Origin of the sequence: Marinospirillum alkalitolerans, from assembly GCF_045055655.1 — a bacterium.
GTDB classification, from domain to species: Bacteria; Pseudomonadota; Gammaproteobacteria; order Pseudomonadales; family Halomonadaceae; genus Marinospirillum; species Marinospirillum alkalitolerans.
In genome coordinates, this window is the sequence record NZ_JBANFI010000004.1 from 14,591 (window position 1) to 35,762 (window position 21,172).

At 56.2% G+C, this 21,172-nt stretch carries 15 protein-coding genes; 11 read left to right on the forward strand and 4 right to left on the reverse strand.

Features of this window, described 5'->3' with window-relative positions; all coding sequences use genetic code 11:
• Window positions 1–61: 61 nt before the first annotated feature.
• From V6U78_RS06950 to V6U78_RS06985, 8 genes are read left to right on the forward strand one after another with little or no spacing between them, the layout of a single operon-like run.
• On the forward strand, window positions 62–2,125 hold the full coding sequence (locus V6U78_RS06950; RefSeq protein ID WP_405338813.1) for a methyl-accepting chemotaxis protein: 2,064 nt from the start codon (window positions 62–64) through the stop codon (window positions 2,123–2,125).
• Complete coding sequence (gene cheB, locus V6U78_RS06955) at window positions 2,122–3,198, forward strand: chemotaxis-specific protein-glutamate methyltransferase CheB (protein ID WP_405338815.1); 1,077 nt, start codon at window positions 2,122–2,124, stop codon at window positions 3,196–3,198. Before V6U78_RS06950 ends, cheB begins: the two co-directional genes overlap by 4 nt.
• Before the next feature lies 1 nt (window position 3,199).
• Window positions 3,200–4,744 (forward strand): CheR family methyltransferase, encoded by a 1,545-nt coding sequence (locus V6U78_RS06960; protein ID WP_405338817.1) that lies wholly within the window; start codon window positions 3,200–3,202, stop codon window positions 4,742–4,744.
• The gene (locus tag V6U78_RS06965) at window positions 4,744–6,993 is read left to right on the forward strand and encodes a hybrid sensor histidine kinase/response regulator (protein WP_405338819.1); all 2,250 of its coding nucleotides are present in this window, start codon (window positions 4,744–4,746) and stop codon (window positions 6,991–6,993) included. The genes V6U78_RS06960 and V6U78_RS06965 overlap by 1 nt, the downstream gene beginning before the upstream one ends.
• Before the next feature lie 2 nt (window positions 6,994–6,995).
• Window positions 6,996–7,346: a response regulator gene (locus V6U78_RS06970; protein WP_405338821.1), complete on the forward strand. Its 351-nt coding sequence runs from the start codon at window positions 6,996–6,998 to the stop codon at window positions 7,344–7,346.
• Window positions 7,347–7,367: 21 nt separating this feature from the next.
• Window positions 7,368–9,068, forward strand: a complete 1,701-nt coding sequence (locus V6U78_RS06975; protein WP_405338823.1) for a diguanylate cyclase — start codon at window positions 7,368–7,370, stop codon at window positions 9,066–9,068.
• A complete protein-coding gene (locus V6U78_RS06980; protein ID WP_405338824.1) occupies window positions 9,052–9,603 on the forward strand; it encodes a chemotaxis protein CheW in 552 nt (183 codons plus the stop codon). Before V6U78_RS06975 ends, V6U78_RS06980 begins: the two co-directional genes overlap by 17 nt.
• Complete coding sequence (locus tag V6U78_RS06985; RefSeq protein ID WP_405338826.1) at window positions 9,600–10,118, forward strand: hypothetical protein; 519 nt, start codon at window positions 9,600–9,602, stop codon at window positions 10,116–10,118. The genes V6U78_RS06980 and V6U78_RS06985 overlap by 4 nt, the downstream gene beginning before the upstream one ends.
• Window position 10,119: 1 nt before the next feature.
• Here V6U78_RS06985 and V6U78_RS06990 read toward each other — a convergent pair whose 3' ends face one another.
• From V6U78_RS06990 to V6U78_RS07005, 4 genes are read right to left on the reverse strand one after another with little or no spacing between them, the layout of a single operon-like run.
• Complete coding sequence (locus tag V6U78_RS06990; RefSeq protein ID WP_405338828.1) at window positions 10,120–13,698, reverse strand: hypothetical protein; 3,579 nt, start codon at window positions 13,696–13,698, stop codon at window positions 10,120–10,122.
• Between the two features lie 9 nt (window positions 13,699–13,707).
• A complete protein-coding gene (locus V6U78_RS06995) occupies window positions 13,708–14,028 on the reverse strand; it encodes a hypothetical protein (RefSeq protein WP_405338830.1) in 321 nt (106 codons plus the stop codon).
• A 15-nt stretch (window positions 14,029–14,043) separates the two neighbouring features.
• Window positions 14,044–17,802, reverse strand: a complete 3,759-nt coding sequence (locus V6U78_RS07000; protein WP_405338832.1) for a hypothetical protein — start codon at window positions 17,800–17,802, stop codon at window positions 14,044–14,046.
• A 33-nt stretch (window positions 17,803–17,835) separates the two neighbouring features.
• Entirely contained in the window at window positions 17,836–18,354 is a 519-nt protein-coding gene (locus V6U78_RS07005) for a hypothetical protein (RefSeq protein WP_405338834.1), read from the reverse strand.
• A 258-nt stretch (window positions 18,355–18,612) separates the two neighbouring features.
• Between V6U78_RS07005 and V6U78_RS07010 the strand changes: the two genes are divergently transcribed.
• From V6U78_RS07010 to V6U78_RS07020, 3 genes are read left to right on the forward strand one after another with little or no spacing between them, the layout of a single operon-like run.
• Complete coding sequence (locus V6U78_RS07010; protein WP_405338836.1) at window positions 18,613–19,044, forward strand: nuclear transport factor 2 family protein; 432 nt, start codon at window positions 18,613–18,615, stop codon at window positions 19,042–19,044.
• 23 nt (window positions 19,045–19,067) lie between these two features.
• Window positions 19,068–20,372, forward strand: coding sequence for an NAD(P)/FAD-dependent oxidoreductase (locus V6U78_RS07015; protein ID WP_405338838.1), 1,305 nt, complete (start codon window positions 19,068–19,070; stop codon window positions 20,370–20,372).
• Window positions 20,372–21,124, forward strand: coding sequence for a DUF1365 domain-containing protein (locus tag V6U78_RS07020; RefSeq protein WP_405338840.1), 753 nt, complete (start codon window positions 20,372–20,374; stop codon window positions 21,122–21,124). The genes V6U78_RS07015 and V6U78_RS07020 overlap by 1 nt, the downstream gene beginning before the upstream one ends.
• Window positions 21,125–21,172: the final 48 nt, after the last annotated feature.

Below are 21,172 nucleotides of genomic sequence, written 5' to 3' on the forward strand. Positions count from 1 at the left end.
AAAGTTACTAAATGTAACTAAGCAAGTGTTCTAGTTAACCCCTGACTGTGGATCCTGTCCTATGCTCGCTCGTCTTTGGTATCGCTGTCCCCTGCGTTGGCGTTTGTTTTTGGCTTTTGCTTTTGCACTGGGGGTGATGCTGCTAGTCGCCTTGACTCTGCAATCACGCCACTTTGTCACCAACCGAGTCGAGCATCTTCTCGAGCAGGAGTTGCCGCAAAGTCTTGAGCATCTCGGCGCACAGATGGCACTCGATCTTGCCCCCAGTATTCAGCTGTCGCGCAGTCTGGCACAGAATCCCTTTTTACACCGTTGGATCGAGGCAGGACTGCCTGAAGCTGGGCGAGCTGATGCCGAAGTGGCTTTGCGCCAAGTCCGTGATGAGGTGAATGCCTCGGGCGCTTTTTTAGCGGCTTCGGTGGCGGGTGAAGTGCACTACTTCTATTTTCAGGGGGATCAAATTCATCAGCGCATTTTTGATCCTGAGGCGGCTTCAGATGGCTGGTACTATCGCTATCTGGCACGGCAGGTGCCTTATGAGCTGAATCTTGATACCAATGCTTATGCCGAAGGGCGGCTGCGGATGTTTGTCAACTATTCCAGCCGAGCCAAGGATGCGCGCGTGAACCAGCCGCTGCTGGTTGCTGGTGTGAGCCTTGATGCTCGCGCCCTTGGTGAGATGATCAGTCATTATCGTTTGGCCGGTTTAGGGCGTGCCTCCTTGGTTCACCCTAATGGGCAGATAGAAATCAGCCACGAAACCAGTCGCCTGCCTTGGGTCGCTGAACAGCCTCTCTGGTCTGATTTGCTCCATCCAGAGGCGATTCAAGTGCGCGAGATCACCCGATCAGAGGTCGATCACGGGCAGCCTTTTTTTGTGGCCAGCTATTGGCTGGAAGAAATACAGCGTTTTGTAGTGGTGGAGGTTGAGCGCGATGCCTTGATCGCGCCGATTCAGCAGCAGTGGCGGGATGCGCTACTACTGACACTCGGGCTCTTGTTGATCAGCCTGCTGGTCCTGTTGCCCCTCTCTAACAGCTTGATTGGGCCTTTGATGGCCTTTCAGCGTCAATTGATCAGCATGACGCAGAGCCTGGATTTGAAGCAGCCGATTCAGGTTCAAGACCGTGCTGAGATCGGCCAGCTGGCTGAGCAGAGTAATCAGCTCTTTACGCGCCTTGATCAGGTGATCACTCAGGTCATGCAAAGCGCGGGTGAGTTGTCCCAATCAGCGCACCGACTGGCCCATACTGCGGGTCTGGTGCATCACCAGCAAGATATCCAACAGGCGATGAGTCAAACCATGGCCGCCGCGATAGAGGAGATGTCTTCTTCTGTCGCTGAAATCACTTCAACGATGGAAGAGCTGTCGACCTCCTCCACGCAAATTGCCGATCATTCCCAATCCGTGGTCGATGTGGCCAATGTGACTTTGCAAAGCAGTCAGGAAGGGGCGCAGGCAATGCAGGATCTGGAGCAGCGCATGGCGCTGATCGATGAAGAAAACCAGCAAAGCCTGGCTGAAATTATGGCATTGGGTGCCAAGTCGAAAGAAATCAGTCGTGTGATGGATTTGATCAATACGCTGGCAGATCAGACTAAGCTGATTGCCTTTAATGCGGCTCTTGAGGCCTCCAGTGCAGGAGAATCAGGTAAACGCTTCTCTGTGGTCGCCGCTGAGATACGACGTCTGGCCGATAGTGTGACCGACTCCACGCGCGAAATTGAACAGCGCACCCAAGAAATACAGGATTCGATTCAGCGTCTGGTGATGACTTCAGAGAAGGGGGCCTTATCGATTCAGCAAGGCCGGCGAGTCAGCTCAAAGACTGCGGCTGATTTGGAAGGGCTGGTGGCGGCGGCTGCACAAACCAGTCATGCCGCCCAGCAAATTTCACTATCGACACGTCAGCAAAAGACGGCCAGTAGTCAGGTGGTGGTGGCCTTGCGTGATATTGCCGCTGCCAGCACGCATAATGCGCAATCAGTGCGTCAGATCACTGAAATCAGCGAAGAAATGCTGCAAATGGCTGCCACTTTATCCAATTTGGTACATGTTTTTCATGCGCAACAGTCTGTTCATGACCACCCATCGCACTCCCAAAAAGAGAAGTCGCTGGCATGATCAAAAACCGCCCTCTGCGTCTTGTTGTGGCTGATGATTCAGCCTTGGCGCGCCAGTTGCTCGTCGCTTTACTGGAGCAGGCGGGCGGTATTGAGGTCGTGGGCGAGGCTGCAGATGGCCAGCAGGCGATCGAGCTGGTGCGGCGTCATCAGCCGGATTTGTTGACACTCGATCTGAATATGCCGGTCATGGATGGTTTGCAGACTATCGCCACCTTGATGCACACCAAAGCCCTGCCGATTTTGGTGGTCAGCAGTGAAGCCGATGCACAGCGTGCTTATCAAGCTTTGGAGCTGGGTGCGCTGGAGGTGATTCCCAAGCCTGAGGTGAGCACCGCAGAAGCCGAAGAGTTTATTCGTCAGGTGCGTTTACTGGCGGGCATACCGATGATTACCCGAACGCGCCGCGCATCTGCTGCACCGCTTCCTGTTGCCCACTCTGTTGCTCTGTTGCCCTCCTCACAGCCTCAAACGCAGCGTTTAGTCGTGATCGCCTCTTCGACTGGCGGACCGCAAGCGCTGGCCTTAATTCTGCGCCAGCTCCCCGCGGATTTTCCAGCACCGATTCTGATTGCCCAACATATGAGCGATGGCTTTGTGGAGGGCTTGGCGCTGTGGCTGAATAGCCATACACCTTTGCATGTCAGTGTGGCCGAGGATGGCCAGCTGCCTTGTGCAGGTCAGGTCTATCTGTCGCCTTCTGAATCGCATCTGGTTGTCAGTCAGCAAGGGCATTTGGCGCTGCTGGCTCGTCAGCAGAAGGATATTTATCGCCCCAGCTGTGATGCACTGCTGCTGTCGGTGGCGGAGGTTTTTCAACAGCGTGCAATCGGCGTCATCCTGACTGGGATGGGGCAGGATGGCGCGGCAGGCCTGCTGGCTGTGCATCAAGCTGGAGGCCTAACACTGGCGCAGGATGAAGCCAGCTCGGTGATTTTTGGCATGAACCAGCAGGCGATTGAGCGCGGTGGCGTGGATCAAGTGCTACCAGTGACGGCGCTAGCTGAAGCGCTGCAAGTTGCCGTGCGCCAGACTCCCGCCCTCTATCGCTTGATGGCCTGTCAGGGTGGATAGTATGTCAAATGCCGCAGCGCATCAGGAGCTTGAAGCCATCAAGACGCTGATCTATCAGCATGCAGGTTTACTGCTGGAAGGTTTGGCCGCGGCCCGGCTGTCTACTGCGGTGCAGCGTCTGCGTCAGCAGCATGCCTGCGGGCGAGGGGACTACTGGCGACGTTTGCAGCAAGAGCCAGACTTATTGCAGGAGTTGATTAGCCAGCTGACCGTCAATGAGACCTATTTTTTCCGTGAAGTCGAATATATTCGGCTGTTCATCGATCAGCTGATACCACGTGTGCTGGCGCAGGCTGAGCATCGCCCGTTGCGGATTCTGAGTGCAGGTTGTTCTTCAGGAGAAGAGGCCTATAGTTTGCTGCTGGCCTTGCATGAGGCCTATCCGGGTTCGGCTCGATCGCTTTTTCATGTGGCGGGTGGTGATATCGATCAGCAGGTGCTGGCCAAGGCGCGCCAGGCACGCTATGCCCCCTTTTCCTTTCGTGGGGTTAGTGCTGCTGTTCAGCAGCGTTATTTCCAGCCTCAGGGGAGCTATTGGCAGCTGCTGGATCAGCTAAAGCAGCAGGTGGTCTTTTTCGAGCTGAATCTGGTGGCCCCGCCACAGATTACTCAGCCCTATGATGTGGTCTTTTTTCGCAATGTTTCGATCTACTTTGATGCGCCAACACGGCATAAAATCCTGCGCCACTTAAGTCAAATGATGGCACCCAACAGCCTACTGATTATGGGATCGTCAGAAACCCTCGGCAATGATCTGGGCGTCTTCTCTCTGGTTGAAGAGCAGGGGCTCTATTACTTTGTGCAGGGCCAAGCGTTGCGACCAGCCCTGACGACTGCGGCCATCACCGCACCAGCTCAAACGCAGCTTCCCACCCGCGTGTCATCCGCCCACTTGGATGCAGCTGCGCTTGGGGTCATCACCTTGGCTCAGCCTCAATCTCAACCCCAATCTCAACCCATCCGGCCTCCTATTGCTAAGATGGAGCCGAGCCCTGCTGCGCCTTATTCTTGCACTGTGGATTTAAAGACAGGCCGTCACGCGCTACGAGAAGCGATTCAACAAGAGGCCTGGGGGCTGGCGCGTCAGTGCTTACAAGAGTTGATCAGCATCGAGCCATGTCAGGATCTCGGTGTTGCGGTACTGGCGGCCTGGTTAGAAGCACAGAATCAGCACTGGGATGCCGCACAAACCTGGCTCGATCAGGTGTTAGAGCAGCAACCTTGGTCAGTCGATGGCTTATTTATTCAGGCACTGGTCTATCGCTGGCAAGAACGTACAGCAGAGGCTGAGCAGCAATTAAAGCAGCTGGTTTATATCCAGCCTGAATGCTGGCCAGCACAGTATTATCTAGCCGAAGTCTATCGCCAGCGGCAGCAGTGGCCGGCGGCACGTCGTGCGCTGCACTGCGTGGTGCGTTTACTGAAGGCCGATCCTGCGCATCTTGGTGGCTTCAGTTGGCTCCCGCCAGCTTTGCCAGCAGGGGATGTGTTGCGTTTAAGTCAGGCGCAGCTCAATCAGCTGTCCTCTACTGCAAGGGGTGACTGATGCCGCTGGATATTCAACGCTTTATTCAGCGCTTTATAGAAGAAGCGCGCGATCAATTGCAGCAGGTCAATCAGGGATTAGATCAGCTTCAGCCAGGCGCTGTGGACAGCGAGCAGATCCATCGTTTGTTTCGCGCTCTGCATACCTTGAAAGGCTCATCACGGATGCTCAAGCTGCTGCCGCTGACCCATCTGGCCCACAGTGGTGAAGATCTGCTCAGCGCCTTGCGTGAGCCAGATGCCGTGCTGGATGCCCAAGCCTTGGATCTGCTCTATCAGGTGCATGATGGCCTGCAACAGCTCGTTGAGCAGTTGGCGCAAGAGCCAGATCCCAGTCTCTTGCCAGAGGCCGATGAAGCCCTGTGTAGGGCTTTGACTGAGGCCGCACAAGCGGTGCAGCGTCAGGGCGCAGAGATGAGTTCAGAGGCCGTTGCTCCAGAGGCGGTCGCTGAAGCTGAGGCTTTCGCCCCTGCTCAAGCGCTGGCGTCTCTCACGGCGAGCCAGCCCAGCCCAACGATGCCCCAGCCAAGGCAACAAGCAGCAGCGGTGATCGATGAGGTGCGACCTGAGCTACAGACCTCGACCAGCGTACGGGTCAGTCTAGAGCGGCTTGATGAACTCTTGCAAAAGCTTGGAGAAGTGGTGCAGTGTCAGGCGGCTTTTCCGGTGATGCTGCGTCAGATGAAGCCCTTACAGCAGCAGACCCTAGCTGCATTGCCACCAGAGCTGAGCCAGGCTTGGGTTCAGCATCAGCGTGAATGGCGTGATCGTGTGGCCGCACAAAGTCAACTAATGGAAGATCTCTATGATCAGCTCTTGCAGCTGCGCATGCTGCCCTTGAGTCAGGTGTTTGATCCTGCCGCGCGTTTAGTCCGAGAGCAGGCCCGCGCACTGGGCAAGCAGGCTCAGTGTCATATTGAAGGCGCGCAGCTGGAACTGGATCGCCAGTTGATCGATCAGCTGGCCGATCCGCTCGTACATCTGTTGAGTAATGCTTTGGATCATGGGATAGAAACACCTGAAGTGCGTCTGGCTGCGGGCAAACCAGCGCAGGGGCATATTCAGCTAGAAGCTCAGCAGGATGGGCACTGGGCCGTGATCCGCTTAAGTGATGATGGTGCCGGCATTGATCCTCAACGGGTGGCGGAAAAGGCTCGGCACAAAAAACTGGTCACAGCAGAAGAACTGGCCACCATGAGTGAGGCCGAGATGATGCAGCTGATCTTTACGCCAGGCTTCTCGACTAGTGAGCTGATTACCGAATTCTCAGGCCGTGGCGTGGGATTGGATGTCGTGCGGCGCAAGGTGCAAGATGACTTAAAAGGCACGCTACAGATCACCAGTCAGGTCGGCCAAGGCACCTGCTTTACGCTGCGCCTGCCGCTTTCTCTGGCGCGTATGCGCGTGCTTTTGGTGGCGTGTCAGGGGCGCTTGTTTGGTTTTGGTGCCCAGTATGTTGTTGAGCTGTTACGGACGCGTTCAGAAGACTTATTGGATTTTGCGCAAGGCCCTGCGGTGGTTGTGCATAACGAGTTTGTTCCTTGTATCCCGCTCAGTCAATTGCTTGGTCTGGGCCAGCCCAAGCGGACGAGCTCATCTTTACTCTTGTTGATTATCAAGTTGCAACATAGCAAGTTGGCACTTGAAATCGATGCACTCGTCGATGAGAAGGATTTGTTGATTGAACCGCTCCCTCCCTTGCTCCGTGCGGGTGAGAAATTGGTGACGGGCTTAGTGCACTATGGGAAGGATGAATTGGTGTCCTTACTGCACCCGCCACGCTTGATGGCGACTTTTCGGCAGCAGCGCCAAACTCCCAGACCTCGCGCTGAAGCGCCCACAAGCGCCAAGCGTATTTTGGTGGTGGATGATTCTCTCAGCACGCGTGAGATTGAACGTGATCTTCTTCAAGCTTGGGGATATCAGGTGGTGCTGGCCGAGCAGGGGGCTGAAGGTCTCGAAAAAGCGCAGCAGCAGGTTTTTGATGCTGTGATTACTGATGTGGAAATGCCGATCATGGATGGCTTTAGCTTGACTGCAGCCTTGCGCCAGCTGGAGGCTTATCAGCATTGCCCGATTCTTATTTTGACCTCGCGCGAAAAAGAAGAAGACAAGCGCCGAGGCTTAGAGGTGGGTGCCGATGCCTATCTCGTTAAAGGCAGTTTTGATCAGTCGAGTCTCATTGATACCTTACAACTTTTATTAGGTGATGCGACCGGCGCTGAAACGCCGCTCGTACCTCAGAGGTGAATATGCATATTCTTGTGGTGGATGACGATGCTTTGGCAGCAGAAATGCTGGTGGCCATACTTGAAGACCAAGAGCATCAGGTGGTGCAGGCCAGCGATGCACTGGCGGCCTTAGAGGCGCTGCAGCAGCAGCCTAGTATTGAGTTGATTATCAGTGATTTACAAATGCCGTTGATGAATGGCATCGAGCTCTTTCGTGAGCTGCGTGATCAAGGCTCGACACGGCCGTTTATTCTGCTCAGTGGCGATGATCCCGAAGCACTCAAGGCACAAGAACCAGCCTTAAGCGCCTGTTTAATCAAAGACTTTGCTCTAGAGACCAGCCTACCGCAGATTCTGGCCCGCTTAGGCTAGTGACCGAGCCGAGGAGTGTTTATGACCCGCCCTAAATCGAGCCTTCAAGAGAAAATTGCCCGTTTGCGGGCCACCTTTGTTGGCCAGCTTCCGCAGCGTCTTGAAACGGCTCAGGCCCAGTTTCAGCAGCTCAGTTTAGATAGTGAACAAAACCGTATTGCGCTAGTCGAGCTGCACCGCGCTTTTCATAGCTTAAAAGGCACCGGAGACTCCTTTGGTTTTAATGAGTTGGCTGTCGTCGCTGGAGAGGCAGAAGACTATGCGCAGCAGCTACTCGATCTGCCTGAAACACAACCCTTGGCGCAGACGGCCTTGGTGAATATTGAAGCCTTGATTCATCAGTTGATCGCGCAAGCACAAATTTTGATTTATACCGATCTGCGTAATGAACATCCAGCGCAGGTGCCTTTTTTGGATTTGGAAACCCTGCCTGAAGAGAAGACGCCGCAAGGGCCGCCGCTGGTGTATCTGTGTGATGATGAGCCAGAGGCCATGCGTTATCTGGCCTATCAACTCAGCTGTTTGGGCTATCGCGTGCATAGCTTTACCGAAATTCAGGATTTTAAACAGGCCGTTGAGCGTCAACCACCCAATGCGGTGATTATGGATGTGCAGTTTCCACAAGGGCGGACAGCCGGCACGGATACCTTGCGTGAACTGGCCGAGCAGATCGGGCGCCCCTTGCCCGCGATCGTGCTCTCCGGCAAGGGAGATTTTGAGGCACGCTTGAGTGCGGTCAAGGCAGGGTGCTCGTCTTACTTTCTTAAACCCGCGCGTCCACTTGAGATCGCCGCTGCGCTGGATTTGTTGGTCGAGAAGCAGCTGGCAGAGCCACTGCGCATCCTGATTGTCGATGATGAGCCAGAAGTGGCCAATTATCACGCCTTGCTCCTTGAAGAAGCCGGTATGCAGGTGCAGCAGATTAGCCAGCCACAGCAGATTCTAGAGATGCTGCGCCAGTTTATGCCGGATCTGGTGCTGGTCGACTATTACATGCCCCATTGCAATGGCGAGCAGTTGACCGCGGTGATTCGTCAGTTCCCTGAGTTTATTGGTCTACCGATTGTTTATCTGTCATCCGAAACCAATCGGCGTAAACAGTTTTCAGCCATGCGGGCCGGTGTCGAGGGGTTTATCACCAAGCCAGTCGTACCTGAAGATCTGGTGCAGGCAGTGGTGTTACGTGCAGAAAGAATGCGCACACTGCGTGCGCTGATGGTCAAGGACAGCCTCACAGGCCTCTATAACCACACCACCACCAGTGAGCTACTAGAGCAGGCACTGGCGCAGGCCAAACGTCAGCAGACTCGTCTGGCGATGGTGATGCTCGATCTGGATCACTTTAAAAAGGTTAATGATACCTATGGACATCTGGCGGGTGATCAGGTTTTGGTAGCGCTGGCGCGGGTGCTGAAACACCGACTGCGCGAAAACGATATTATTGGTCGCTTTGGTGGTGAAGAGTTTGCACTGGTTTTAAAAGAGGTGACCCCGAGTGTGGCTGAGGGGCTGGTGAATCAACTGCGAGAAGATTTTTCTCAGCTGGAGTTCAGTGCGGAGCAGGCCCGTTTTCGCGTGACATTCAGTGCAGGGATCAGCTGTTATCCTGGTCATCAGAGCGCCGAAGGCTTGAGAATTGCTGCGGATCAGCAGTTGTATGAAGCGAAGAAACGTGGACGCAATACTGTTTTGCTGGAGGTGCGCCATGACACCGGAAGCTGATTTAGCCGCCTTTTTGGCCCAGCGCGAGCAGACGCAGGTGGTTGAAGTCGATCAGCCACAAGTGCAGCTTGTGGTGTTTACCTTGGGTGGCGATGTCTTTGCGCTGCGCGGTGGTCAAGTCAAAGAGGTGCTATCAGCCCAGCAGGCCGTTTTTGCCCTGCCCGGTCAGGATCAGTCGGTAGAAGGCGTTTTAACGCTCAGAGGGCAGCTTTACCCTGTCTGGCAGGCCGAGTCCTTGCTTGGGCTGTCTGTGACGTCTTCACCAGGAGAAGGGGCTTTTCAAGCGGCCTTGCTCTTGTGTCAGGCGCGGGTCGATGAACAGCAGCAGGCCGTTGTCCTGCGCGTTGGGTCCTTGATGGATGTGATCGACCTCAGTGAGGACCGCTTGCAGCCGCCTTCTTCGAGCCTGATCTCGACCTTAGGTGCGCAGGCTGAAGCGGTGTTTGAGTGGCAAGGGCAGGGTGTCACGCTCTTGGATCTTCATGCCTTGATGCAGGATTGGTGGCAGCGCCGTGCTGGAGCGCAAACAGCATGAAGCTGGTGCGCCTCCTGGCTGAGCCTTCTCAGCCACTGCTGCTGGCCGCCAGTCAGGTGCGCCATAGCTATCCTTGGCAGGATGTGCTGCCGTGGCTGGCGCAGGAGCAAGATGGCTGCTCGCGAGCGCAGCAGCTGTTTGTCTCGGGTCGTCTGCTGCCTTGTGCGGCTTTTTTTATGTCTGCTGCCGAGCTGGCCCGCTGGCAACCAGATTGGAAGACCTGGCTCACGCAGCCTGTTGCTGCGCAGACTCAGCTCATCGAACTGATCCTTGATCCAGCCTTGGGGGCGCAGGCCGCCCAGATCACCAAGGCAGATCGGCCATCAACGCCGACTTATAGTGCTTGGCTGATCTGTCCCTGTCCTCCGCAAACACTGGATGATCAGCAGGTTCTCCCCTTGCCTTGGCTACTGCGCGCCACCGCCACTCAGCCTTGGTGGATTGGGTACAGCACCTCATCGGCGCTGCCCTTGGCCTTGGCTGAGGTTTTGTTTCGTCAGGGTGGCCATCAATAGGCTAGCGTGATTGGCCTTGTGCCCAAGCCAGTAAGCCTTGCTGACGGGCGCTCAGCTCTGCAGCAAGATCTGGCCGCTCGTTTTGCAGCTGCTGCCAACTGGGCTGGTGTCGTTGGGCTTGATAGGCCGCCTCCAATTCCTCTAACGACATCAACCCCTGACGCTGCCGCGCTAGATCCAGCAGTAGCCGCAGGCGGGCCTGCTGTGCCACTTGTACGCTCGGTGTGACTGGCGTCAGGGTCAGCTGTTCAATCACCTGCTCCACCAATGAAGCGAAGGGCGCAAGATGCTGATGGGTCAGATCCGGTGCGAGGCTCAGCAGGCTCAGCGCCTGATGCAGACTATTGAGCATCACTGGGCTGCCGGCGGGGGCACCGCTGCTTAACCAGCGACCTAGATCACTGTGGATTTCGTTCAGTCGCCTCTGCACCCCGTCAGCATCAGCTTGATCTGCCTGCAGCACCAGCAGCTGTACGCGGGTGAAGACTTGCATTTCAAGCTGTCCGCGTGCATCAAGTCCGGCAAAATCCAGCTGTGGCGCTTGCTGCAGCGCGGCCAAGCGTGCCTCCAACCAGGCTTGGCGCTGCTCGGGGCTGGCGGGTGTTTGCGCGAGTAGACCATACACCTGCCAAGTCAGACGCAGCGGCTCAAAACCAGCAAGCTGTCCTGCCACAGGCGCGCGTGGGGGCAGCTTTGCCAAGTGATCCAGCGCCGTCAACAGGCTGCGCTGTGCTGCGGCACCCTCGCCTTGTTTGAACTGGCTGTAGCCCAGATTGACCCAAGCTTGAGCCTGAAGTTCAGCTGGTAAATCAGCGGCTTGAAGGAGTTCGCGATAGGCAGGTGTGGCTGCATCCCAGTTATGGGCTTGAAGCTGATAAAAAGCAGCCCGTTCTTGTAGGGGACGCTGTTCTGCTGCTGGCAGCAGGGTTTGGGCAAGTTGATAAGCCTGTTCTGCTTCGTTGGCCGCCGCCTGAAAGCGATTGGTATAGAAGTAGGCGCGTGCCAGCCGCCAACGCAGCCAGATTTCATCCTCGGGTAGCAAAAAGGGCAGCTGAGCCCGCTGAGCAAAAAAATCGGCTGCCAAGCCATAGTTGCGCACGCTCATATGCAGCTGGCCAAGGTTATTCAGCAGCGCGGCCTCAAGCCGAGGATGCTGCCAAGCAAGATCGAGAGCCAGCATTGAATGATAGTGGGCCAGCTGGAATAGATCGCGATCAAAGCGATAGCCTTGCTGATTCAGCAGCAGTAGACGTTGATAACTGCTGGCCAGCAGCAGATCCGCTACCCCCTGATCTCGCCCTTGGGCGCGAAAATCACTGAGTTGTGTGATTACTGCTTCCAAGGTACGGCGCGCTTCTCGGGCTTGCGCTTCATTCAGCTCAGCCAGCGGGGGCAGCTGATTCAGGCGTCTTAAGGCCTCCACAAAGACAAGATGGTGACCAATCAGCTGCTCAGCCTCCAGCTGATTCAGCAGCAGTTCTAAGCGCGCATTGAGGGCCGGAACCTGCTCGCCCAGATTGACCAGATTATAGAGGGCTTCAAGATCATTCGTCTGGCGGCTGACAGCATAAAAGGTATTCAGCGCGGCAGCTGAGTGCCCCGCCTGCCAAGCAGCATAACCGCGTTCAAGATTGATCAGTGCATATTGATCGGCGGTGGCCGCAAAGCCGACATCATCAAGCTGGGTTTGTGTGAGCCAGTGGCGCGACATCAGCTCCATCAGATCATATTCCTGCGCCAGCCCCATACGTTGAATCGCGCGCAGATGGCCAGCACGTCGCCAAGCTGGCTGGTGTTGCCAAGCCGCAAGGCGCTGGCTGATGCGCCGATAGATGACCCGCTGTTCGCTGACGTCGCTCTGGATCAGGCGCAACAGGTCCTGCTCGTTGGCGACCAGCGCTTGTAATTGAGGATGGGTCAGTTCAGCTTCTAGCGCGATCAAGGGTGCTAAGGCCTGTGTCTCACCTCTGCGTGCGGCACTGGCCTGAAGATGTCTCAGGGCTTGATAGGTATAAAACAGCTGCGCCTGTTCATCAATGAGTGGATGTCGGGCGGCCGCAATCAGCCATGCAAGCTGCTCATCAGGTTCAACTTGCAGACGCTGGACCCACTCCAGTGCCAGATACACCTGAAGTGGATGCTGGGCCTGATCCAATCCCCAGTTGTGGAGCTGTGTCAGACTGGTGGCTCTGTCACCACGCAGCAGGCTGATGCCAGCGGCAAAAAAAGCCTGATCTGGCTGATCGGCTTGTAGCCTGGCCTCGGCCTCGCGGAGGCGGCGACGAAATTGCGCGCTGAGCTGACCCTGGGGCTGCTGGCGGGCTTCGGCTTGAAGGGCCAGCCAGTCTCTCAGCTGTCCAAAAAACTGAACCTCATTGGCGGGATGCTGCTGTTGGCTCAGGCTTTGCAGTTGGGCCAAATAGTAGTCCGCTGCCGTAAACTCATCGAGCGCGAGGTGGTTACTCAGCTGGCGCTCGAGCAGCCACGGGGCCTCGGCGGTGCTGGCCAGAGCGCGCAGGCGATTGAGCAACAGCAGACGGTCTTCATAACGGCTCGCTTGCTGATGGGCCTGCTCGAGTTCTGCTCGACCCCAGTGGGTGGGCACCAAACCACTGATCGGCAGGCGATAGATATCCAGCGACCCCTCAAAAGCGCAGGTCACATAAAGCCAGGTGTCGGCCAGACTGGGAAAGTTACAGTTCTGCGCCACTGAGGTCAGCTGCTCTGGATGCCAGCGCTGAGTGGAGTTAGACCAGAAGGCGCTGACGGGCAGGCGAAAAATCACACTATGGTCTTCGGCATCGATCTGCTGATCGCCGCTGGTGTCGTTTAAATAATGACTGAAATAGAGCCATTGCTGATCCGCATCCATCAGCATATAGCCAGTTAAACCGGGTAGATCGAGCTGCAAAGGCCCGTATTCTCGCTGCTGCTGACGATCATAGAGAAACAGGCCCGCCGCGTTTTCTGTGCTGGTGCTTCGAGCTGGGCTGGCGCTGCGTTGCTGGTAGATCAGATAGCGTCCATCTGGGCTGGCGTTGACGGCGGCAAACTGCCCAGCCAGCAGCAGTTCTTGCTGATCAGAAGGCAGGTGATAAGCCCAGATTTGTTGCTGATCTCCTTGTGTTTGTACAAAGCCCAGGGTGTTCGCATCCAGCCAGAAGGGGTGGCGTTGGCGCTGATCAGCAGAGGTCAGACAACGAAAGCTTGAGCGCGGCCTGTTGGGATCAATCAGGCAGATATCACCCAAGGCGGAGCGGCGAAAGCTGGTTAAGGCCAGCCAGCGCCCATCAGGTGAAAGTGCAGGGTCCTTGCTGTCATACTCATCGGGCAGCAGCTGACGCAGGCGGCCATCGGCGCGCTGCTGTTCCATCAGCTGAGGCAGCAGGTTGGCATGGCGAGTAAAAAATAAGCGCTGTCCATCCAGCTGTGACTGGTAGTTATCAGCCGGTCCGACGGTAATTTTTTCGAGGCTCAAAAGGCGGTTGTGGCGCCAATCTACTTCCTGTGCCAGCGCAGAAGCCAGCGGGGTCAAGCTCAGCGCGGCGATCAGATAACCGCGACCTATCCAAGAGGCCATGATCTTCTCCTAGCGCGGGGTGGACTGAGGAAACTCAGCATTCAGCAGTTGTAGATCTGGATGCTGCTCCAGTCCTTCGCCCTGCTCAACCAAGGGCAGCGGCCCCGTCGCCAAATCACCATAGAGCAGGCGGGCTTCTAAATCTGGCCAGGCACCCGCCGCATCGGCTTCCATCACCGTATGCCGATCCACCAGATACACATCCGGCACCAGGTTGCTGAGGAAGTTGGCGCAGCCAGTCAGCTGGAGCAGGAGCAGCAGCGCCATAGCACTGCGCAGTCGCCGCCAGTGGCGCTCAGGAGTCGACAAGAACAGCAGAGATTTCAGCATCAGCAATACTCCAACTTACAAGAATTCAGGGGCAGGGGGCGCTTCGAGTGGCAGCTGATCGGGTAGCATCAGTGCCTCTTCGGCAAAGCGTTCAATTAAGCCAGTCAGCGGTAATCCGCGCAGGCGCAAGGGCTCATTGAAGAGCGATAACTGAAGATCCATATCGAGCAGACCATAGCGCATCGCTAGCGTCACTCTTTGCGGGTGGGCCAGGCGCAGTGCCGAGCGGGCGCTGTTGATCTGGTCTTCCTGATAGTCAGGATCAATCAATTCCAGCAGTTGTAACAGCTGAGTGCGGGTGATATCCGTCACATCGATCCGGCCTTCCAGCAGGCGTTGCGCTAAATCCAGTTCAATAGCGGTGCGGGCGCTGATGGGGGCTTGTCCACTGAGCTGGGTATTGGGCAGCAGCGGCCGCAGATCGACCTGAGCGATACGGCTCAACAGCCCAATGCGCCAAGCACCGGGGCGGGTATCCAGATAAAAGTGTCCGGCCATCTGGCCGCCGAGCAGTCCAAGACTGAAATCCTGCAGGCGCAATAAGTTCTGCTGGATGGGCAGGCGAGCCTGAAGGGGGCCGATAGGTGGCAGATGTGGGGAGCGCAGCTGTGCAAAACGCACCTGTGGACGCTGACCGAGGAAGGGCTCCACTTGTTGGAAATCAACACGTTGGAAAGGCTCAGGCGTCAGCAGATAAGCAAAGGCCAAGCGTTGATCCGGTAAGAGGCGCAGCTCTTGATCGAGTTGCAGATGGCCGTGTAGATCATCCAAAGCCCAATCACCGAGTTGCAGATGTAGCTGATCAAAAACCAGCTGAGCCTGTAAAGAAAACAGCTGTTGATCCTGACTGATCAAGGACCAAGGCAGGCGTAATTCTCCTGATCCTTCCAGTGCCAGCAGCTGATCCGCCAGGCCAGCGCGCGGACTCAGGCGTAGATCACCACGCAGATCCGCAGCCTGTCCATCAAGCTGTAATTCACCTTCGAGCTGATGGCTCAGCCAGCCGCGGCCCAGACTCTGGCTGAAATCATGGATCTGAAGTTGAGTGAGTGCGGCATCCCATTGGGCATCGAGGTTCAGCTCCAGAGGAAAGAGCAGGGGATGCAGGGCCAGCCAGGGACTGGCTGATGGGGTGTCTGTCGCTCTGCTGTCGGCTGCGGCCAAGATGTGCGGCAGATAGGCTGCGAGGGTGTCACCTCGGCCTTGCAGATTCAGCTGCAGGGCATGCGGGGGGTGTCCGGCTTGCGCTTGCGTGTGCAGGTTGAGCTGGACGGCCAGGGCTTCGCCTTGTAGTTGCTGATCAAGGTTCAGCGCGCCGAGTTGATATTCGCCTTGCCAGTGCGCGGCTTCGGGTTGCCAAGCGAGCTGGTGTTGCCAGCCGCTGGGGGCCGCCAGCTGCCAGTCTAGTCCGCTTACTGGATGAATGATCAGTTGTTCGTCCAGTGTCAGTCCGGCCTGTTGCGGCCATTGGGGATCGCTCAGCCAAGCTTGGGCGGCCTCAGTCAAGACATGAGGCCAAGGCAGATCCAGCGCCAGTTGTAGCTGATGCTCCAGCGTGACAGGGCTGAGTGCGCTGAGTTGATCCCACAGGCTGGTAGGTAGCTCCAGCTCGTTCCACAGGGCAAGGCGATCGGCTTCTGCTAGAAGATCTAGCCAGCGTGGATGCCAGCCGAGCGTGAGCTGGTGTTGCCAGCCCAGTTGATGGGGCTGCTGCTGCAGGCTCAGGGCCAAATCCAGTAAAGGATGCTGCTGGGCATGAATCTGGCTGGTGATCTCCAGGTGTTGTAATCCACTCAGCTGAGATTCGATAGGCCGCTCTGCTAGATCGAGCCAAGACAGCTGACCAAAATCAGCGGCAAGAGTGCTCTGAGCTGCAAGCTGGAGCGGCATGGTCAGTCCTTCACTTTTCAGCGCTGGCAGATCAAACTGCCAGTTCAGTTGGGGCGCGAAGTGGGTCAAAGGCAGATCCAGCGCCAGCTGAAGGCGCAGCGGCTGGGCTAGGCTGAGGCGATCCTGAGTCGTCGAGGACACCAGCGAGAAATCCAGCGTGGCATGATAGGCTTGAAGCTGCTCTGGCTGGATCGGGTTCACGCTGAAGGTGTCTTGATAGGCCAGTTGTTGCTGAAGATCCAGCTGAGCATGCCAGCCCCCCCATGCGGCAAGATCAAGCAGAGCGCCTGCATCCACCCTTCTCGGCTCTTCTGCTGCCTCGAGTGCGCGTGTGGCGCGCGCTTGGCTGGCATCGATCCATTCAAGCAGGGCTGTATCCAGTTGCAGGTGGCTGGTGAGCTGGTGCTGCCACGCCTGCTGCTCAGGAATCAGCTGCGTCTCGAGTGTCCAGAAGGGAGTGTGATTGAGGTGCAGCGCCAGATCCAGCTGGCCAAGCAGCTGATGCCAGTCAACAAAACTGCTGAGTTGGAAAGACTGCTGCTCTAAAGGCGCACTCCAGCTGGTGCTGAGCTGTTGCAGCTGTTGATCCAAACTGGCGTGGAGCTGACCGCTGGCGCGAGGCTGTTCGAGATCCAGCCTGAGAGTGAACTGCTCTAGTGCCAGCTCGCCCTCAGGGAGAGTGAGGGCCAGTTGGTTCACTTCGAGCTCTTGCGCCAGATAAAGGTGCCAAGCGGCAGGATCGAGCGCATCCAGCTGTAGTTCACCCTGCGCACGCAGCTGAAGTTGATGGGCGAGCTGCGTCGTTAGCTGATGTTGGGCGATTTGCCAGTGTAGCTCGCTGCGACCAAGCTGACTTAAAACTTCAAGCTGGAGTGCGAGCGCCAGTTGCGGTGTAGGTGTTAGCCGCAAGGGCTCAGGTGCCCTGACACGCAGTTGATACCCCTCGCTCTGCCAAACAAGTTGCTGCTCCGCTTGCTGTTGGTGTAGATCCATCGCACCGCTTTGCAGCGCCAGCTGACGGATGTTGATCTCGGCACCGGCGGCATGGAGTTGCCAGTTCAGATCCAGATCAAAACTCGGATGCAGAGTCAGCTCAAGCTGGTGTTCTGGCTGTTGTTGGTTAAGTGGCTGTTGGTTGAGTGAATGTTGGCTGAGCTGCTGTTGAATGAGTTGTAGCGGCGCAGCAGAATCCAACTGGCTTTGCAGCTGGCCGCGTAACTGCTGCCCTTGCCAACTCAATTGGCTCGCTAGCTCCCAGTGCCCAGTCCAGCGAAGTTGCAGACCTTGTTCGGGCAAGCGCAGATCGACATCGGCTTGCAGATCTTCCAGCAGAAGCTGCTCGATAGAGAAGGTCAGCGGTAGCTGGGTCAGAGTCTGCCAGAGATCGGCAAACTGGGCTTCAGGTGTGGGGCTAGGCTGGGCTGGAGGCGGTACCACGGGTTCAGCATCCAGCTGTAAGGATAAACAGCCACGCGCATCCAGCTGGCGCAGGGCAAACTGATTGATGACCAGATGGCGCTGTAACAGCGGCTTGAGTTGCCAATCCAGCGTCAGACTCTGCAAGCGCAGATCAAAATCGGCGCAGTCGGCGGTGGGGGCAACAGGTGTGATGCGCACGCCTTCCAGCTGGATCTGGCCGAGCAGATCAATGCGCAGCCGAGCGAGATCGATCTGCAGGCCAGTGTGATCAGCGAGTCGTTTTTGCGCCAGTGGCCACAACCACTTTTCCATCAAGGGGGAGCGCAGCGTCAGATAGCTGACCAAGACCAGCAGCAACGGCAGCAGGATCAAGGCTGCCAGCCAGCGCCAAGGATGCCAGCGCCGCCGACGTGGCGTCGGCTTTGAGGCAGCAGGTTGATCAGCAGCAGGGCGCGGCTCGGTCATCACATCACTCCTTGTTGTTCTATGGCAGCGGGTTTAGCGTGGTGCTGGAGCACCAGCGTTAATCCACAACACTAAGTCCTCGACCAGTACGGCGCGACGATCAGCCCTGACTTGAGTGGCATGAACGCTGAGTGAGCTCGTGCAGCCAGGGATTTGATGGTTCGATGCTAGAGCCGCCAGCAGTGTTGAAAAACTGGTTGCTGTTCCTGCTGGATCGACGAACAGATGATCTTCTGCACAGTTGGCCGTGCGATCTAAGCCCCCCCAATTTGGAAAAGAGGCATAGTCTTTACTGACGAGATCACGGTGAAAAGTGGCTGCTGTGCTGAGATCTGGGCCTGCTGCTTCGCTGCCTGCTGGTGGGCTATGGCAGGTTGCACAGCCCTTTAAAGTGACAGCATGGTGGGCAAAAATCACACTTAAATCAGCTGAACCAGAAGCCGTGGGTGTTGACCCCTGATCGTCATCATCACTACAACCTGACATCAGTGCCAGCACACCAAGGCTGGCGCTGAATCCCAAAATTTTTGCAAAGCGAGTGATCCGAAGCATGGCTGGATTCCTTATTGTTCAGCCTGCCGCAGTGGGCAGGGCAGTGAGGAGTATCAATGACGCCTAGTATAGCGATCTTGCTCAGAAAAGAAGAGTGGGACTAGGCTGAGGGTGAACAAAAGCAGCCTTGGAGAGGCCTCTGCGGATGGGATTAGGCTATACAAAAACTAGACAGTCAAAGTTTTATCTCGCTGGTCTGATGAACTTTTTTAGGCTAGTCTCCATCAAACAACGCAATATCAATCGATGGAGCTACGTATGCCTTGTCACACTCGTGTTCAAGAATTCTTTGACTTTTATCAAGAGTTAGACAAAAATTCGACGCCGCGCTTGGCTGATTTTTATCATCAGGACGCCATATTTGAGGACCCTCTGCATCGCATTGTCGGTGTGCCAGCTTTGGTGCGTTATTTTGATGGTCTTTATGCTGGGGTGGAATCCATCCAATTTCACTTTGCTGCGCCTGTGATACAAGCGGATCGAGTCTGGGTGGACTGGCGTATGGTGTACCAGCATCGGCGTTTGCAAAAAGGCCAGCCGATTGAGGTAGAAGGGGCGAGTCGTCTTGACTGGCAGGATGATCAAGTCTTGCATCATCGTGATTATTTTGATGCTGGGCAGCTGTTGTATCAGCATCTTCCGCTGATGGGCTGGGCCATCAAACAACTCAAGCAACGTATGGCCGTTTAAACTGAGTTTCAAAGGAGAAGTGCATGGAAAGTGGCCGTTTGATAGCGGTGATCGGGGCAGGAATAGCAGGCATGACCGCAGCCCATCTGCTGGCGCGACGCCATCGTGTCACGCTCTTTGAAGCAGAAGACCGCCCCGGTGGTCATACGGCCACGCGTGAAGTGCACTTGCATGGCCAGTCATGGCAGATCGATACCGGATTTATCGTGTTTAACGACTGGACCTACCCGAATTTTATTCGTCTGTTGGATCAACTGGGTGTTGCCTCGCAGCCAACAGAGATGAGCTTCTCAGTGAGCTGTGAAGTGTCTGGCTTGGAATACAATGGCCATAATCTGAATACGCTCTTTGCTCAGCGGCGCAATCTGCTGCGCCCCAGTTTTTTACTGATGCTGCGCGATATTCTGCGTTTTAATCGTGAAGCCCCAGCAGAGCTGGCGGCCGGCCAACTCAGTGCCGATGAAACGCTGGGCCAGTATTTGCAGCGTAAGGGCTATTCAGCGCGCTTTATGCAGGATTATCTGGTCCCGATGGGGGCAGCCATCTGGTCCTCGGGGCTACAAGCCATGCAGGACTTTCCACTGGTCTTTTTTGTGCGCTTTTTCAAGAATCACGGCTTGTTGAGTGTGAAAAATCGTCCTCAATGGCGCGTCATTCAAGGTGGCAGCCAAAGCTATATTCCGGCGCTACTCGCCCCAGTGCACGAGCAGCTGCGCCTGGCCTGTCCCGTTGAATCCATTCGGCGCGTGGCAGGTGGAGTCGAGGTGATCTCTGCGCAGGGCATTGAGCGTTATGATGAGGTGGTGCTGGCCTGTCATAGTGATCAGGCCTTGGCACTGCTTAAGGATGCCAGTGATCTGGAGGTGCAGGCGCTGAGTGCCTTGCCTTATCAACGCAATGATGTGTTTTTGCATACAGATACGCGTTTACTGCCCAATCAGTCGCGCGCTTGGGCCAGCTGGAACTATCGTCGCCGCGATCCGCGCCGACTCAGCGCGGGGGCGGATGATCAAGCGCTGGTCAGCCTGACCTATAACATGAATCGTCTTCAGGGATTAGAAGACGATCCTGTCCTACGCGAGCAGGGCACCACCTTCTGTGTGACACTGAATGATGCTTCGGCGATCGATCCAGAGCGTGTGCTGGGACACTATACCTTTGCTCATCCTGTCTTTACCCGTGCGGGCATTGCGGCTCAGCAGGCAATACGCGAACACAATGGCGCACGCCAAACCTGGTTCTGTGGCGCTTGGTGCGGACAGGGGTTTCATGAGGATGGCGTGGTCAGTGCGCTGGATGTCGTACGCCGGTTGGGAGTGGACTGGTGATGTTGGCGCATTGGCAATCAGGCGTCTATCAAGGCGAGCTGCGGCATCGACGCTTTGCCCCGCGCGCGCATGCTTTTTCTTATCAAGTGACCTTGTTTTGGCTGAATCTGGATCAGATTGCGCAGCAGCCTTGGGCGCAACCCAGCCGTCGCTGGCGCTGGGTACAATGGCGGCGCGAGGATTATCTGGCGCCGCATCATCTGCCGATTAAAGAAGCGGTGTTGCAGCAGGTTGAGGCCCATCTGGGCTTTCGGCCTCAAGGCGCGGTGATGCAGCTCACGCATCTCCGTTATGGCGGACTGTGTTTTAACCCGATTAGTCTTTATTACTGCTATCACCCAGATGGCAGTTTGGCGGCCTTGCTGGGAGAGGTGTCGAATATCCCTTGGCAGGAGCGGCAGGTGTATGTCACCGCCTGTGATCCTGATCAGCAGCATCAAGCCACCTTGACCAAGCAGCAGCATGTTTCGCCTTTTAATCCGATGGAGCAGACCTATCGCTGGCGCTTTAACTCGCCGCAACAGCAGCTGACGATGCAGATGGATAATATCGATCCTGATGGTTCGCGGCCCTTTGATGCCACCTTGACCTTACACTATCAAGGCGATTTAAAAGGCTCAATATACCGTTATCTTCTGCGCCACCCTTGGATGAGCCTCAAAGTCATTGCCGGCATCCATTTTGAAGCTCTGCGCTTGGCGCTCAAGAAAAACCCGATTTATCCGCATCCGCGTAAAAAGGCCAAAACCTAAGGCATCCAGCTGGATTCAACCGCTGATCCCGCATTTGATTTGAGAGAT

Bases quoted from the DNA above. Each gene is read 5' to 3' on its own strand.
- V6U78_RS06950 (WP_405338813.1), top strand. From the start codon at position 62: ATGCTCGCTCGTCTTTGGTATCGCTGTCCCCTGCGTTGGCGTTTGTTT.
- cheB (WP_405338815.1), top strand. From the start codon at position 2,122: ATGATCAAAAACCGCCCTCTGCGTCTTGTTGTGGCTGATGATTCAGCC.
- V6U78_RS06960 (WP_405338817.1), top strand. From the start codon at position 3,200: ATGTCAAATGCCGCAGCGCATCAGGAGCTTGAAGCCATCAAGACGCTG.
- V6U78_RS06965 (WP_405338819.1), top strand. From the start codon at position 4,744: ATGCCGCTGGATATTCAACGCTTTATTCAGCGCTTTATAGAAGAAGCG.
- V6U78_RS06970 (WP_405338821.1), top strand. From the start codon at position 6,996: ATGCATATTCTTGTGGTGGATGACGATGCTTTGGCAGCAGAAATGCTG.
- V6U78_RS06975 (WP_405338823.1), top strand. From the start codon at position 7,368: ATGACCCGCCCTAAATCGAGCCTTCAAGAGAAAATTGCCCGTTTGCGG.
- V6U78_RS06980 (WP_405338824.1), top strand. From the start codon at position 9,052: ATGACACCGGAAGCTGATTTAGCCGCCTTTTTGGCCCAGCGCGAGCAG.
- V6U78_RS06985 (WP_405338826.1), top strand. From the start codon at position 9,600: ATGAAGCTGGTGCGCCTCCTGGCTGAGCCTTCTCAGCCACTGCTGCTG.
- V6U78_RS06990 (WP_405338828.1), bottom strand. From the start codon at position 13,698: ATGGCCTCTTGGATAGGTCGCGGTTATCTGATCGCCGCGCTGAGCTTG.
- V6U78_RS06995 (WP_405338830.1), bottom strand. From the start codon at position 14,028: ATGCTGAAATCTCTGCTGTTCTTGTCGACTCCTGAGCGCCACTGGCGG.
- V6U78_RS07000 (WP_405338832.1), bottom strand. From the start codon at position 17,802: ATGACCGAGCCGCGCCCTGCTGCTGATCAACCTGCTGCCTCAAAGCCG.
- V6U78_RS07005 (WP_405338834.1), bottom strand. From the start codon at position 18,354: ATGCTTCGGATCACTCGCTTTGCAAAAATTTTGGGATTCAGCGCCAGC.
- V6U78_RS07010 (WP_405338836.1), top strand. From the start codon at position 18,613: ATGCCTTGTCACACTCGTGTTCAAGAATTCTTTGACTTTTATCAAGAG.
- V6U78_RS07015 (WP_405338838.1), top strand. From the start codon at position 19,068: ATGGAAAGTGGCCGTTTGATAGCGGTGATCGGGGCAGGAATAGCAGGC.
- V6U78_RS07020 (WP_405338840.1), top strand. From the start codon at position 20,372: ATGTTGGCGCATTGGCAATCAGGCGTCTATCAAGGCGAGCTGCGGCAT.